This is a genomic window from Micromonospora sp. RL09-050-HVF-A (assembly GCF_019374995.1).
GTDB classification, from domain to species: Bacteria; Actinomycetota; Actinomycetes; order Mycobacteriales; family Micromonosporaceae; genus Micromonospora; species Micromonospora antibiotica.
Window position 1 is genome coordinate 2,277,074 of the sequence record NZ_JAGKQP010000002.1, and the last position, 14,849, is coordinate 2,291,922.

The following is a 14,849-nucleotide window of genomic DNA, read 5'->3' on the forward strand; positions in this document are numbered from 1 at the left end:
AGACCATGGGCGAAGTTTTCAAACTGTTACCTGTCGCTACGGCCCGCCACCGGCGCCCGGTCTTGCCCTGCGACACCGCACCGACCAGCATGGACACCCCCACACCAGCGCACCCCCGGGAGGCCCGCGAGGATGTCCGACATCGTCGTGGTCGGCCTCGACGTCGGGGGTACGTCCACCCGGGCCACCGCCCTGACCCTCACCGGCGAACGCCTCGGCACCGGCCGGGCCGGCGGCGGCAACCCCACCAGCCACGGTGCCGAACGGGCCGCCGCCGAACTGTCGACCGCCCTGCGGGAGGCGCTGCGCGACGTCGACCCGACCCGGGTCCACGCCGGGGCGATCGGGCTGGCCGGGGCCGGCCGGTTGCGCGCCGACCCGGCCGGCCGGGCCGCCTTCGACCGGGCCTGGTCGGACGCCGGCCTGCGCTGCCCGTACACGGTGCACAGCGACGCCCTCGTCGGGTACGCCTCCGGCACCGCCGCAGCCGACGGCACGATCCTGATCGCCGGGACCGGGGCGATCGCCGCCCAGGTGTGCCGATGGCGACTGGACCGGGTCGCCGACGGGCACGGGTGGTTGCTCGGCGACGCCGGCTCCGGGTTCTGGCTGGGCCGGGAGGCGGTCCGGCGCCTGCTCGCCGACCTGGACGCGGCCCGGACGCCGGGGCCACTGGGCCGCCGGGTGCTCGCCACCCTGCTGGGGGACGACCGGGTCGCCGACCGGCCCCGAGAGACCGTGGACGCGGTGGTGCAGGCGGTCACCCGCCGGCCGGCGGTGGAGCTGGCCCGGCTCGCCCCGCTGGTGGTCGCCGCCGCCGCCGAGACCGAACCGGTCGCCGTCACGCTGATCGAGCGGGCCGCCGGGCTGCTGGCCGACAGCGTCGCGCGGATCCGACCGGCCGACGCGGTGGACCCGGTGGTCCTCGGCGGCGGTCTGCTCACCGGTGACACCCCACTGGCCGTCGCCGTCACCGCGGAGCTGGCCCGGCGGTGGCCGGTCGCGCCCCTGCGTCCGGCCGGCGACGGCGCCTCCGCGGCGGCCTGGCTCGCCGCCCGCGACCTGCCGGGGGCCACCGATCCAACGGCTCTGCACCCGCTGCTCGTACCGGACCCGCCGGTCGACGGGAAGGGAGTCGCGACGGATCGTGTGCTACGGTAACCGGGTTGCAGTTTTGATTTCCGTAGACGTCTCATGGCGCCTGGTGGGTTATCTAAAACCCATCCGGGCGCTTTTCGTTTTTCGTGTCGTTTCGATGCGGGTTATCAACTCGGCGGCTAAGGGTCCGCGCAGTGCGGTCTCTCCACAGCCTGCAGAGGAGCAGACATGACTACAGGTACCGTGAAGTGGTTCAACGCCGACAAGGGCTTCGGCTTCATCAGCCCCGACGACGGCGGTGCCGACGTGTTCGCCCACTTCTCCGCGATCTCGGCGAGCGGCTTCCGCAGCCTCGACGAGAACCAGAAGGTGGAGTTCGACGTCACCCAGGGCCAGAAGGGCCCGCAGGCGGAGAACATCCGCCCGCTCTGATCCACGCTTCACGAACGGCGGCCCGACTGGTTCAGCGGGCCGCCGTTCGGCGTCTCCATCGCTCACCACGGCGACCGGGGCTGAGCGACCAGGGCCGCCCGGCCAGGCGTGAGCCGACGCAGACCCCTCCCGCTACGCGCCACGTTCCACAGCGCCGCCGCCCTGACGGTCGGGGCACGTACGACCCTGGTCCCGATGGAGCACAGCCCGACGCCCCGGCTCCCGATGACCACGGCCGGGGGCCGAGGTGCGCAGCGTTCACCCTGAAAGGCTGATGACTTTGACGACGACCTACTCGGGTCCGGCGAGGCTGATCCTGGCCGACGGCGCACGCATATCCGGCATGGCCTCCCTCAGCACCAACCAACGCGGTGGACTCAACGGCTGGGGTGGCACCTTCCGTCCGGACGAGATCACGACGGACCTTCGCAACGCCGTCGAGGGACTGCAACTGGAACTGCCCTACGACCGCGTGGGAACGGTCGCCGTCACCGGCCTACGCAAACTACTCGCCACGCAGGTGTTGATGTCGCTGGCAGGCCGCGGACCCGCACCATTCTGACCGTACGCCCGCACGGCCCCACCCCGCAGACTCGGTCACCCGTGCCTGCGGGGTGTGCCGCGGCTGCTCAGCTCTGGGTGGGGAAGCCGAGGTTCACCCCGCCGTGGCGCGGGTCCGGCCAACGGCTGGTGACCACCTTGCCCCGGGTGAAGAACCGCACCCCGTCCTCACCGTGGGCGTGCAGGTCACCGAAGAGCGACGCCTTCCAGCCGCCGAACGAGTAGTAGGCCATCGGCACCGGGATCGGCACGTTGATCCCGACCATGCCGACCTGGACCTCGTACTGGAACCGCCGGGCCGCCCCACCGTCGTTGGTGAAGATCGCCGTGCCGTTGCCGTACGGGTTGGCGTTGACCAGTGCCACCGCCGCGTCGTACGAGTCGACCCGGACGACGCCGAGCACCGGGCCGAAAATCTCGTCGGTGTAGATCGACATGTCCGGGGTGACGTGGTCGAACAGGGTCGGGCCCAGCCAGAACCCGTCCGGGTCCCCGTCCGGCACGACGTCCCGACCGTCCACCACCGGCACCGCGCCCGCCGCCACCCCGGCCTCGACGTACCCACGGACCCGCGCCAGGTGCGCGGCGGTGACCAGCGGCCCCAGGTCGCCACCGCGCCGACCGTCGCCGGTGCGCAGCCCGGCCATCCGGTCGGCGATCCGGGCGACCAGGGCGTCGGCGACCGGCCCCACCGCCACCAGCGCGGAGATCGCCATGCACCGCTGGCCCGCCGAGCCGAACCCGGCGTTGACCGCCGCGTCGGCGGCCAGGTCCAGATCGGCGTCGGGCAGCACCACCAGGTGGTTCTTGGCCCCGCCGAGGGCCTGCACCCGCTTGCCGGTCAGCGTCGCGCGCCGGTGCACGTGCCGGGCGACCGGGGTGGAGCCGACGAACGACACCGCCTGCACGTCGGGGTGGTCGAGCAGCGCGTCGACCGCCTCGGCGTCGCCGTTGACCACGGTGAGCACTCCGGCCGGCAGGCCCGCCTCGACGAACCACTCGGCCAGCAGCAGCGCCGCGCTCGGGTCCTTCTCGCTCGGCTTGAGCACCACCGCGTTGCCGCAGGCCACCGCCACCGGCACGAACCACAGCGGCACCATCACCGGGAAGTTGAACGGCGAGATCACCGCCACCACCCCCAACGGCTGCCGCAGGCTGTACGAGTCGACCTCGGTGGACACGTTCGCGCTGAAGCTCCCGCGCGACGCCGAGGCGATACCGCAGGCGTACTCGATCACCTCGAGGCCGCGCTGCACCTCGCCGGCGGCGTCGGCGAGCACCTTGCCGTGCTCGGCGGTGATCACCTCGGCGAGCCGGTCCCGGCGGGCGTGGACCAGCTCCCGGAAGGCGAACAGCACCGCCGTGCGGCGGGCCAGCGAGGCGTCCCGCCAGCTCCGGGCGGCCCGCCCGGCCACCTCGACGACCATCGCCACCTCGGCCGCGTCAGCCAACGCCACCCGGCCGGTACGCCGGCCGGTGGCCGGATCGAAGACGTCGGCGTACCGCCCGGACGTCCCGTCGATGCGCCTACCGTCGACGAAATGCCCGATCCGGGGCGCGTCGCCCGCCCCCTGCTCGATGTCGGCAAAGTCGTCTTCGCTGTCGGCCGCCGCAGCCACCGGCCCGGCAGCCACCGGCCCGGCAGCCAACGGCGCTCCGGAGGGTGACGTCCCGCCCGGCGTGCTCACCGGGCCGCCTGCGCCGCGACGGCGCACCGGATCGCCTCGACCAGGATGGCCAGCCCCTCGCGGGCCTCGTCCTCGGTGAGGGTCAGCGGCGGGCCCATCCGCAGCACGTTGCCGTGCAGGCCGCCCTTGCCGACCAGCAGGCCACCGGCCCGGCACGCCTCGAAGACCCCGGCGGTCAACACCGGATCGGGCTCCAGCCCGCCGGGTCGGACGAACTCCACGGCGAGCATCAGACCCTTGCCCCGCACCTCGGCGACGCCGTCGAGGTCGGCGACCGTGGCCCGCAGCCCGTCGAGGAGGATCGCGCCCACCCGCGCCGCGTTGGCCTGCAGGTCGTGGTCGCGCAGGTAGTCCAGGACCGCGTTGCCGGCGGCGGTGCAGAGCGGGTTGCCGCCGAAGGTGGAGAAGCTGATCGCCGGCACCGACTCCATGACGTCCGCCCGGCCGACCACGCCCGCCAGGGCGAACCCGTTGCCGATGCCCTTGGCGAAGGTCAGCAGGTCCGGGGTGACCCCGTGCGCCTGGTAGCCCCAGAAGTGCTCGCCGGTGCGCCCCCAGCCCGTCTGCACCTCGTCGGAGATGAGCAGGATGCCGTGCTCGTCGAGCACCTTGCGCCAGCCGGCGAACAGCCCGTCGGGCGGGGCGACGAAACCGCCGACCCCCTGGATCGGCTCGGCGATCAGGCAGGCCACGTCGCCGCTGGTCTGGGTGGCGAGCACCTCGCGCAGGTCCTCCACGGCGGCCTCCGTCCGGTCGGCCTCGGGCAGCCGGGCGAGCAGCCCGCGCAGCCGCTCACCGGAGTGCAGAAAGGCCACCTGGAGCGGATTGTGCGCGCTGGCCGTCCAACCCCCGTTGCCGGTGATCCCCATCGTCGCGTACGACCGGCCGTGGTAACTGTTGCGGACGGCGAGGATCTGGTGCGACCGGCGGTGGTTGGTGGCGACCAGCAGCGCCGCCTCGTTCGCCTCGGTGCCCGAGTTGGTGAAGAAGACCCGGGCGTCCGGGATGCCGGCGAGCGAGGTCACCCTCTCGGCCAGCTCCACCTGTTGCCGGATCAGATAGAGGGTGGAGGTGTGCACCAGACCGGTCCGCAGTTGACGCTCCACCGCCTCGCGGATCTCCGGGATGTCGTAGCCGATCATGTTGGTCAGCACACCGCCGAAGAAGTCCAGGTAGCTGCGGCCCTGGGCGTCGGTGACCCGGCGGCCGGACCCGGCGACCAACTCGATCGGCTCGGCATAGTAGAGCGGCATCCAGGACGGGAGCACGGCCCGGTGTCGGGCCAGCAGGTCGTCGGCGGTCATCGGCACACCCTTCAGCGGCGGCGGCTTGCGCGTCCTCCGCACGCTGCCACCCCGACCGGCCGGCGACAACTGGCACTGTGTAGCCCGGCGTCCGTCCCCGCCTGACACCGCGTCACCCGGCCCGGTGTCGTCGGGCCCGTGCCGGGGCCGAGGTCGCCGGCCCGCGCTCAGCCGGCGGCGGTGTCCCGGATCGCCTCGGCGAACACCTCGGAGCGGTGCTCGAAGTTACGGAACCGCCCGTAGCTGGGCGCCGCCGGGGAGAGCAGCACCACCCCGCCGGCCGGGGTCACCGACCGGGCCAGCCGGACCGCGTCCACCAGGTCGTCCACCAATTCGGTACGCACCTTCGGCAACCCGGCCAGCGCCGCCACGATCCGGGGACCACTGTCGGGAATCCCGATCACGGTCAACTCCCGCTCGGCCAGGTGCTCGGCCAGCGGCGTGTAGTCCAACCCCCGGTCGGTGCCACCGACGATCACCGTCAACGGCCGCCCGTCGTACGCGTCGATCGCGTGCATCGCCGCGTACGGGCTGGTGGCGAGGGTGTCGTCGACGAAGGTGAGGCCGGACGGGTCGGCGATCTCGGTGAGCCGGTGGGCCAGCCCGTGGAACCCGGCGACCGCCACCGCCAGGGTGTCCTTGTGGGCGACGACGTCGACCCCGAGCGCGTCGAGCACCGCGAGCGCCACGCACAGGTTGCCCGCGTTGTGCCGGCCGACCAGCGGCAGCACCCCCCGGGCGAACAACGGCCGGTCGCCGAGGTGGAACCAGTCGGTGCCGTCCGGGCCGGTGCCGACGTGCACACTGTCGGGCAGGCCGGCCCGGATCGCCGCCCGGTCGCCCAGCTCCAGTGCCAGCCGCGGGTCGTTGCCGTTGACCACCACCGTCCGGGGGCCGTACGCGATCAGGTTGAGCTTGTCGCGGTAGTACTCGGCCTCGCCGCCGTGCGCGTCCAGGTGTTCGGGGAACAGTGCGGTGACCACCGCGACCCGGGGCGAGTCGGTCAGGTCGCTGCACTGGTAGCTGGACAGCTCCAGCACGTACGACTCGGCGTCGGGCAGGTCGAGGGTGGGCACCCCGATGTTGCCGCCCAGGACGTTGGGCCGGTCCACCGCCGCGAGCAGGTGACTGATCAGGCTGGCCGTGGTCGACTTGCCCTTGCTGCCGGTGACCCCGATCGTCCGGTCGGCGTGGTCGGCCATCCACAGCGCGGTGCCCTGGGTGACGGTGACCCCCTTGGCGCGCAGCTCGACCAGCCACGGGTGGGTGTTGGGCACCCCCGGGGAGCGCACGACGACGTCGGCGGCGGCCAGCCGGGCGTACCCCTGCTCCCCGGTGACCAGCGGCGCGGCCTCGGCGAGCGGCCCCTCCCAGGCCACGGCGAGGAAGTTGGCGCTGTCGTCGACGGCGACCAGGTCCGCCGGGCCGTGCGCGGCGATGGCGGTCACGGCGGCGCGGCCCTCGCGGCCGGCCCCCAGACGGCGACGGTACGGCCGCGCAGATCGGACAGGCGCACGAACTCTCCCTCAGGTGTCGACGGTGGTGCGGCGGCCGGTCCGGCGCAGCGGACCCGGCCGGACGGACCAGGGCCTAGTATGGCGTGTGCCCAACGAGCAGCTCCGGCGGATGGACGCCTTCACCTTCCCGTCGTACTCGTTCGACCCCGCCACCGGCGCGGCGTCGTTCGACTACGCCCTGACCGGTCCCGACGGCGAGCAGCGGTTCACCGAGGTGATCACGTTACCGGTGCCGGCCGCGCCGCCGTCGGACGAGACGGTCGCCACCCTGGGCCGGGTCCTGGAACTGCTGCACGTGGTGGCCGGGGTCAGCTACTACAAGGCCGCCGCCCCGCCGCGCCTGGTGCTGCCGACGCCGCTGGGCGGGGCCGCCACCGCGCTGGTCACCGCCGTCTACACCAAGGGTCTCGCCGAGTACGCCTACCGCAACCAGCTCCCGCACGTGCTGCAGCTGCGCCCCGAGGTGCCGGCCGGCGAGGTCCCGCCACCCCGGGTGTACGACGACTCGGACCGTCGGCCGCTGTCGGCCGTCGGCGGGGGCAAGGACTCCATCGTCAGCCTGGAGGCGCTGCGCCGGGGCGGCTTCGACCCGGTGCCGTTCTCGGTCAACCCCAACCACGTGATCGTCGCGGTGAACGAGGCGTCCGGGTTGCCGGCGCTGGCCGCCCGCCGGCGGCTCGACCCGGTGCTGTTCGACCTGAACGCGGCCGGGGCGCGCAACGGGCACATCCCGGTCACCGCGATCAACTCGCTGATCGCGGTCGCCACCGCCGTGCTGCACGGGCTCGGGCCGGTGGTGATGTCCAACGAGCGGTCCGCGTCCGACCCGAACCTGATCTGGAACGGTCACGAGATCAACCACCAGTGGTCCAAGGGGGTCGAGGCCGAGGGGCTGCTGCGGGCGGCACTGGCCGAGCACGCCGGGCTCACCGAGCCGTACTTTTCGCTGCTGCGTTCGCTGTCGGAGCTGCACATCGCCCGGCTGTTCGCCACCATCGACCGCTACGACGCGGTGGTGACCAGTTGCAACGCCGCGTTCAAGCTGCGCGACGCCAGCGCCCGCTGGTGCCGCGACTGCCCGAAGTGCCGGTTCGTCTTCCTGGCCATGGCCCCGTTCATGCCCCGGGACCGGGTGGTCGGCATCTTCGGCGGTGACCTGCTGGCCGACGAGACGCAGATCCCCGGCTACCGGGAGCTGCTCGGCGTGGACGGGCACAAGCCGTTCGAGTGCGTCGGCGAGGTCGAGGAGTCGGTGGTGGCGTTGAGCCTGCTCGCCGCCCAGGACCAGTGGCGCGACGCCCCGGTGGTCCGCACCCTGGTCGACGCGGTCCCCGCCGCCGCCTGGTCGACGGCCGCCACCTCCGACGTCTTCACCCCCGCCGGCCCCCACCACGTCCCCGCCCCCTACGCCAAAACCCTGGACACCCTGACCTGACCCCCCTCCCCGCCCCCTCCCCGCTCCCCTCCCCCCACCCCCATCACCCCGGTGATCAAGAGGTTCGCGTCACCAGGGCGGCAAATTCTGACGCAAACCTCTTGATCACCGTGAACCTGCCGGCCGGGCAGTCGGTGATCAAGAGGAATACGTCATCCGGACAGCGAAATCTGACGCAAACCTCTTGATCGCGGTCGACGGGCAGACCGCGTAGGCGGTGATCAAGAGGAATGCGTCACCCCGCCGACGAAATCTGACGTATTTCTCTTGATCACCGGAGACGGGCCGGGGGCGGGCGGGCACGGGCCGGGGGCGGGCGGGCACGGGGCGGGGCGGGCACGGGGCGGGGGCGGGCGGAAGGGCGGTGGGGTGGGGAGGGGCGTCAGGGGGTGCGGATGGCGTCGAGGGCCAGTAGGGCTACGTGGAGGGAGAGGCTGGTCTCGACCGAGTCGAGGTCGACGCCGAGGATTCGGCCGATCCGGGCCAGTCGCTCGTAGAAGGCCGGGCGGGACAGGTGGGCGGCAGCCGCGCCGGCCGACTTGTTGCGGCCCTGCTCCAGGTAGGCCCGCAGGGTGCCGAGCAGTTGCTCCCGGGGGTGTTGGGCGTCGTGGGCCAGTAGCGCGCCGAGTTCCCGTTCGACGAAGGTCTGTAACCGGGGCTCGTCGCGCAGCAGGTGCAGCAGACCGGCCAACCCGACGTGCGGCAGCCGGAAGACCGGCAGTTCCCGGCTGTCCCGGCGGGCGGCCTCGGCGAGCTGCCGGGCCTCGACCAGCGACCGGCGTACCTCCCGCAGGCTCCCGACTCCGGAGCCGGCGGCGACGATCACCGTCAGCCGGTGGCCGTTCCCGCCGGACGGCGGCGGGTCGGGGTGGCGGCGGCGCACGGCGGCGGCGAAGGCGGTGAGGGCGCGTTCCTCGGCGGCGGCGTCCGGCAGGGCGAGCAGGACACCCACCGCCTGGTCGTCGACCGGACTGGTCAGACCGGACAGCTTCGTCTCCCGCAGCGCCTGGCCGACCGCCTCGGCGAGATCCCGCAGCCGGGCCGGGCCGGCCTGCGGGTCCGCCGGGGCCGGTGTGGGCCAGGTGACCGGGTACGCAGGGGAGCCGGCTCCGTCGGCGGGTGGCCCGCCCTCGCCCGGTGCGGGGGTGCCCGCCGGGGCGTCGCGGCGGTGCCGGACCATGATGCCGACCAGATGCCGGCGGTCGAGGGTCACTCCGAGCGCCCGGGCCCGCAGGGCGATTTCGTCCACCGGGCGGGAGTGGTCGAGCAGGGCGGTGAGCAGGGTGCGGTGCAGTTGCCGTTCCAGTCCTTCGGCGTCGCGGCGGATCAGCCGGCCCAGCGCCAGCGTCGAGGCGGCCCGCTCCACCAGGATGGTCAGCCGGGTGGGCGGCGTGCCGACGGGCCGACCGTCGCCGAGGCCCGCCCGCGCCGGCCAGCGCAGCAGCAGCCGACCCCAGTCCTGCCCGCGCGCGCCGACGGTGGTCACCAGCCAGCCGCTGTCCCCGTCGTACGCGGTCCGGCCGGTGGGACGGATCCGGCGGGAGTGCTGCTCCCAGCCGTCGAGCAGCAGGTCGGCGCTCTCCCCCGCCGGGTCGTAGGCGAGCACCTGCCGGGACAGGTTCTCCAGCACCACCGGGCAGCCGGCCAGCTCGGCGGCCTGCCGGACGACCTCGGCCGCCCCGGCGCCCTCGACGGACAGGTCGGTGAACCGCTGGTGGATCTCCTCGGTGGCCCGCAGCTCGTGCAGTTGGGCGTCGACGATCTGGGCGTGCACCGCCTCGGTGATCCGGACGAACGGGGTGGCCCGCCGCAGCTCGACCAGGGGCAACCCGCGCCGCTCGGCGGCCACGGCCATCACCCGGGGCACCTCGGTCGGGTAGCGGCGGCCCAGCTCGACCACCAGCCCGGAGACGCCCACCTCGGCGAGGTCGCCGATGAAGGCGCGGAGCCCGGCGTCGTCGGCCGGTAGCCCGATGCCGGTGGTGAGCACCAGTTCACCACCGCCGAGCAGGGTGGCGATGTCGGGCACCTCCGCCACGTGCACCCAGCGCACCGGCCGGTCCAGGCCGGCCTCCCCCGCCACCAGTCGCGGTGCGCCCCGACGGACCGGGTCCAGCGCCAGCACCTCACGGACGGTCGGGAACACGGGCGACACGCTACCCTCCGTGACCCCGGGTCCCGCCATCCGCCGTCCGTCGCCGCCCCACCGGCCGGGGCGGCCCCACCGGCCGGGGCGGCCCCACCGGCCGGGGCGGCCCCACCGGCCGGGGCGGCCCCACCGGCCGGGGCGGCCCCACCGGCCGGGGCGGCCCCACCGGCCGGGGCGGTGACCCGTCCCCGGCCGGCGGCGCGACGGTCAGTCGACGCCGAACTCCATCGCGGCCCGGTCGAGGGCCTCGTCGTCGGCCGAGGCGACGCCCCGGGAGGCGATGGCCTCCGCGCCGCCCTGCGGCATCGCCCCGATCAGCCCGGTGGAGGCGGCCTGGGCCGCGCCGACCGCCCGCTGGGGGTCCCGCCGCCGACCAGGCCGAGGGTGGCGTACTGCTCCAGCTTGGCCCGCGAGTCGGCGATGTCCAGGTTGCGCATGGTGAGCTGCCCGATCCGGTCGGACGGGCCGAAGGCCGAGTCCTCGGTACGTTCCATCGACAGCTTGTCCGGGTGGTAGCTGAACGCCGGGCCGGTGGTGTCTAGGATCGAGTAGTCCTCGCCCCGGCGCAGCCGCAGGGTCACCTCGCCGGTGACGGCGGTGCCGACCCAGCGCTGCAACGACTCGCGCAGCATCAGTGCCTGCGGGTCGAGCCAGCGGCCCTCGTACATCAGCCGGCCGAGGCGGCGGCCCTCGTGGTGGTAGTTGGCCAGGGTGTCCTCGTTGTGGATGGCGTTGACCAGCCGCTCGTACGCGGCGTGCAGCAGCGCCATGCCGGGGGCCTCGTAGATGCCCCGGCTCTTGGCCTCGATGATCCGGTTCTCGATCTGGTCGGACATGCCCAGGCCGTGCCGGCCGCCGATGGCGTTGGCCTCCAGCACCAGGTCGACGGGGCTGCCGAACTCCTTGCCGTTGATCGTCACCGGGCGGCCCTGGTCGAAGCCGATGGTGACGTCCTCGGTGGGGATCTCCACGGACGGGTCCCAGAACCGGACCCCCATGATCGGGCTGACCGTCTCGATGCCGGTGTCGAGGTGCTCCAGGGTCTTGGCCTCGTGGGTGGCCCCCCAGATGTTGGCGTCGGTGGAGTACGCCTTCTCGGTGCTGTCCCGGTAGGGCAGGCCGCGTTCGAGCAGCCACTCCGACATCTCCTTGCGGCCACCCAGTTCGGTGACGAAGTCGGTGTCCAGCCACGGCTTGTAGATCCGCAGCTGCGGGTTGGCCAGCAGGCCGTACCGGTAGAACCGCTCGATGTCGTTGCCCTTGAAGGTCGAGCCGTCGCCCCAGATCTGCACGTCGTCGGAGATCATCGCCCGGACGAGCAGGGTCCCGGTCACGGCCCGGCCCAGCGGCGTGGTGTTGAAGTAGGCCCGGCCGCCGGAGCGGATGTGGAAGGCGCCGCAGGTCAGCGCGGCGAGGCCCTCCTCGACCAGGGCGGCGCGACAGTCGACCAGGCGGGCGACCTCGGCGCCGTAGCTGAGCGCACGTCCGGGCACCGAGTCGATGTCGGGCTCGTCGTACTGGCCGATGTCGGCGGTGTAGGCGCACGGGACTGCGCCCTTGTCGCGCATCCACGCGACCGCGACCGAGGTGTCGAGGCCGCCGGAGAAGGCGATGCCGACACGTTCGCCGATGGGCAGGGAGGTGAGAACCTTGGACACAGGAAAGATTATGCACCTGGCCGCATTCTCATGCAAATAGCCGGTGGTCGTGGTGGCTACCCGTCGACCGGGTCGTCCCGGCCCAGCTCCCAGAACGCCACCGCCGCCGCTGCGGCCACGTTCAACGAGTCCACGCCACGCCGCATCGGGATCACCACCCGCACGTCGCTGGCCGCCTGGGCCGCCCCGGTCAGCCCCGGGCCCTCCGCCCCCAGCAGCAACGCCGCCCGCGCCCGCTGCGCCGACGTCAACCGCTGCATGGGTACGGCGTCCGCCGCCAACGTCATCGCGAGCACGGTGAACCCCGCCTCCCGCACCTGGTCCAACCCCACCGGCCAGCGCTCCAGCTTCGCGTACGGCACCGCGAACACCTCCCCCATGCTGACCCGCACGCTGCGCCGGTAGAGCGGATCGGCGCAGGACGGCGAGAGCAGCACCGCGTCGATGCCGAGCGCGGCGGCCCCCCGGAAGATCGCGCCGAGGTTGGTGTGGTTGTTGATGTCCTCCAGGATCACCACCCGACGGGCGGCGGCCAGCACCTCGGCGGCGGTGGGCAGGGGCTTGCGGTGGAACGAGGCGAGCACGCCCCGGTGGACGTGGAAGCCGGTCGCCTTCTCCAGCACGTCGGGGGTGGCCGCGTAGACCGGGACGTCCCCGATGTCCAGGTCGGCGAGCTGGTCGACCCGTTTCGCGTCCACCAGGTACGACCGGGCCGGATAGCCGGCCCGCAACGCCCGGCGCAGCACCAGCTCCCCCTCGGCGATGAACAACCCGTGCGGGGGTTCCCACCGGGTACGCAGCTCGACGTCGGTCAGCGCGCGGTAGTCGGCGATCCGGGCGTCGTCGGGGTCGGTGATCTGGTGAACGGGCACCGCCCGATTCTGCCGGGTGCCCCGGCGCGCACCTGCGGGGCGGTCCGGCGCACCGCCCGCCGGAACCCGGTCGCCTTCCCCGACCCGGCCGACCTCCCCGACCCGGCCGACCTCCCCGACCCGGTCGCCTTCCCGCCCACGGGCAGGTTCCCGGACACCGTCGCCTTCTCGGGCACCGTCGCCTTCCCGGACGCGGGCGGGTTTCCCGGGCCGGGCGGGGTTTCCCCGGACGTGGGGCGGGAAGGGGGCGGGAAAGGGACGCGACCGGAGGGACCACCACGATGAGCGCAACAGGCACCGCCGACGGCAGCTTGCCGAAGAACGCCACGGTCGCCGACCACATCGTGGCCCGCCTCGCCGAATGGGGGGTGCACCGCTACTTCGGTTACCCCGGCGACGGGATCAACGGGATGACCTCCGCGCTGCAACGAGCCGGCGGCCGGGTGGAGTTCGTCCAGGTACGCCACGAGGAGACCGCCGGTTTCGCCGCCAGCGCCCACGTGAAGTACGGCGGCGGCCCACTCGGCTGCGCCCTGGCGACCAGTGGCCCCGGCGCGATCCACCTGCTCAACGGCCTCTACGACGCCAAGCTCGACCACCAGCCGGTGGTGGCCCTGGTCGGCAACACCGCGCTGACCGCCGAGGGCGGCGGCTACTACCAGGAGGTCGACCTGCTCGCCCTCTACAAGGACGTCGCCTCGGACTTCCTGGCCCAACTCGACGACCCGTCCCAGGTGAGGCACCTGGTGGACCGGGCCTGCCGTACGGCGCTGTCCCGCCGGACGGTGACCGCACTGGTGCTCCCGCTGGACGTGCAGGACGAGCCGGCGGTACCGGATCCACCGCACGCGCACGGCTACTACCACACCAGTTCGGTCCCGAGCAGCATGCCGACGGTGCCGCCGGAGGCGGAGCTGCGCCGCGCCGCCGAGGTGCTGCGCGGCGGCGAGAAGGTGGCGATGCTGGTCGGGCAGGGCGCGCTCGGTGCCGTGCAGGAGGTACGCCTGATCGCCGACCGGCTGGGCGCGGGGGTGGCCACCGCCCTGCTCGGCTTCACCGCCGTCGACCACCGTGAGCCGTGGGTGACCGGGGCGATCGGCCTACTCGGCACCCGACCGAGCTGGCAGCTGATGCAGGACTGTGACCGGCTGCTGATCGTCGGCAGCAACATGCCGTACTCGGACTTCTATCCGCCGCAGGGGCAGGCCCGTGCGGTGCAGATCGACCTGGACGGGTCCCGGATGGGGCTGCGCTACCCGACGGAGGTCAACCTGACCGGCGACGCCGGCCCGACCCTGCGGGCGTTGCTGCGGGAGCTGGGCGACGGTCCCGCCCCGACGGCCTGGCGGGCGACCGTCGCCGACGCCACCTCGGCGTGGCGACGCGTCCAGGCGGACCTGGCCGGGCAGCCCGCCGACCCGGTGAACCCGCAGCTGTTGTTCCACACCCTCAACGACGCACTGCCCGACGACGCCATGATCGCCGTCGACTGCGGCACCGCCACCGCCTGGTACGCCCGCCACCTCCAGGTCCGCCCCGGCATGCTGGCCAGCCTCTCCGGCACCCTGCTGTCAATGGGCGGCGCCATGCCGTACGCCCTCGCGGCGAAGTTCGCCCACCCCGACCGGCCGGTGGTGGTGTTGATCGGCGACGGGGCGATGCAGATGAACGGGGTCAACGAGTTGATCACCGTGGCGAAGAACTGGCGGCACTGGGCCGACCCGCGTTTCGTGGTGCTGGTGCTCAACAACCGGGATCTGGCGTTCGTCAGTTGGGAGCAACGCTCCACCGAGGGCAGCCCGCGCTATCCGGCCAGCCAGGACGTGCCGGACGTGGCGTACCACCGGTGGGCCGAGGTGCTGGGCCTCGACGGCGAACTGGTCGACTCCCCCGACCAGGTCGCCGGCCTGTGGCGTCGGGCCCTGACCGCCGACCGTCCCGTGGTGGTGAACGCGATGGTCGACCCGGCGGAGCTGATGCTGCCCCCGCACTTCACCCTCGACCAGGCCCGCAAGACGGCGGCGGCCCTGCTGCGCGGCGACACCGACCGGGCCGGCATCGTCCGCCGGGGCATCCCCGCCACCCTGGCCACCTACCGCCCCGCCGCAAAAACCCCTGACCACCCACCCACCCGC

Annotated in this window: 8 protein-coding genes and 3 pseudogenes; 5 read left to right on the forward strand and 6 right to left on the reverse strand. The window is 73.4% G+C overall.

Annotated elements, in window-relative coordinates; all coding sequences use genetic code 11:
- Positions 1-132 precede the first annotated feature (132 nt).
- The 3 genes from J7462_RS09670 (at position 133) to J7462_RS09680 (ending at position 2,092) form a co-directional block, all read left to right on the forward strand.
- Positions 133-1,161 carry an N-acetylglucosamine kinase gene (locus J7462_RS09670; RefSeq protein ID WP_219463631.1) on the forward strand — a complete coding sequence of 343 codons (1,029 nt, stop codon included), beginning with the start codon at positions 133-135 and terminating at the stop codon, positions 1,159-1,161.
- A gap of 165 nt (positions 1,162-1,326) precedes the next feature.
- A complete protein-coding gene (locus tag J7462_RS09675; RefSeq protein WP_043326981.1) occupies positions 1,327-1,530 on the forward strand; it encodes a cold-shock protein in 204 nt (67 codons plus the stop codon).
- Positions 1,531-1,804: 274 nt separating this feature from the next.
- The gene (locus tag J7462_RS09680) at positions 1,805-2,092 is read left to right on the forward strand and encodes a hypothetical protein (protein WP_208570907.1); all 288 of its coding nucleotides are present in this window, start codon (positions 1,805-1,807) and stop codon (positions 2,090-2,092) included.
- Between the two features lie 67 nt (positions 2,093-2,159).
- On the opposite strand, the gene J7462_RS09685 is transcribed toward J7462_RS09680, so the two are convergent.
- The 3 genes and pseudogenes from J7462_RS09685 to murD all read right to left on the reverse strand — a co-directional run bounded on the left by J7462_RS09685 (position 2,160) and on the right by murD (position 6,599).
- Positions 2,160-3,641 carry a CoA-acylating methylmalonate-semialdehyde dehydrogenase gene (locus tag J7462_RS09685; protein WP_219470188.1) on the reverse strand — a complete coding sequence of 494 codons (1,482 nt, stop codon included), beginning with the start codon at positions 3,639-3,641 and terminating at the stop codon, positions 2,160-2,162.
- Positions 3,642-3,775: 134 nt separating this feature from the next.
- Positions 3,776-5,083, reverse strand: a complete 1,308-nt coding sequence (locus tag J7462_RS09690) for an aspartate aminotransferase family protein (RefSeq protein WP_208570900.1) — start codon at positions 5,081-5,083, stop codon at positions 3,776-3,778.
- Positions 5,084-5,250: 167 nt separating this feature from the next.
- Positions 5,251-6,599, reverse strand: a pseudogene (gene murD, locus J7462_RS09695) (UDP-N-acetylmuramoyl-L-alanine--D-glutamate ligase).
- 86 nt (positions 6,600-6,685) lie between these two features.
- Between murD and J7462_RS09700 the strand changes: the two are divergent.
- Entirely contained in the window at positions 6,686-8,035 is a 1,350-nt protein-coding gene (locus J7462_RS09700; RefSeq protein WP_219463632.1) for a hypothetical protein, read from the forward strand.
- A 382-nt stretch (positions 8,036-8,417) separates the two neighbouring features.
- Here the strand turns inward: J7462_RS09700 and J7462_RS09705 are convergent, their stop codons facing one another.
- The 3 genes and pseudogenes from J7462_RS09705 to J7462_RS09715 form a co-directional block, all read right to left on the reverse strand.
- Positions 8,418-10,220 (reverse strand): PucR family transcriptional regulator ligand-binding domain-containing protein, encoded by a 1,803-nt coding sequence (locus J7462_RS09705; protein WP_219463634.1) that lies wholly within the window; start codon positions 10,218-10,220, stop codon positions 8,418-8,420.
- A 171-nt stretch (positions 10,221-10,391) separates the two neighbouring features.
- A pseudogene (gene argG / locus J7462_RS09710) lies at positions 10,392-11,842 on the reverse strand (argininosuccinate synthase).
- Between the two features lie 56 nt (positions 11,843-11,898).
- Positions 11,899-12,714 carry an RNA methyltransferase gene (locus J7462_RS09715; protein ID WP_219463635.1) on the reverse strand — a complete coding sequence of 272 codons (816 nt, stop codon included), beginning with the start codon at positions 12,712-12,714 and terminating at the stop codon, positions 11,899-11,901.
- Between the two features lie 281 nt (positions 12,715-12,995).
- Between J7462_RS09715 and J7462_RS09720 the strand changes: the two are divergent.
- Positions 12,996-14,816 (forward strand): annotated as a pseudogene (locus J7462_RS09720) (thiamine pyrophosphate-requiring protein); the annotation flags it as partial.
- Positions 14,817-14,849 lie beyond the last annotated feature (33 nt).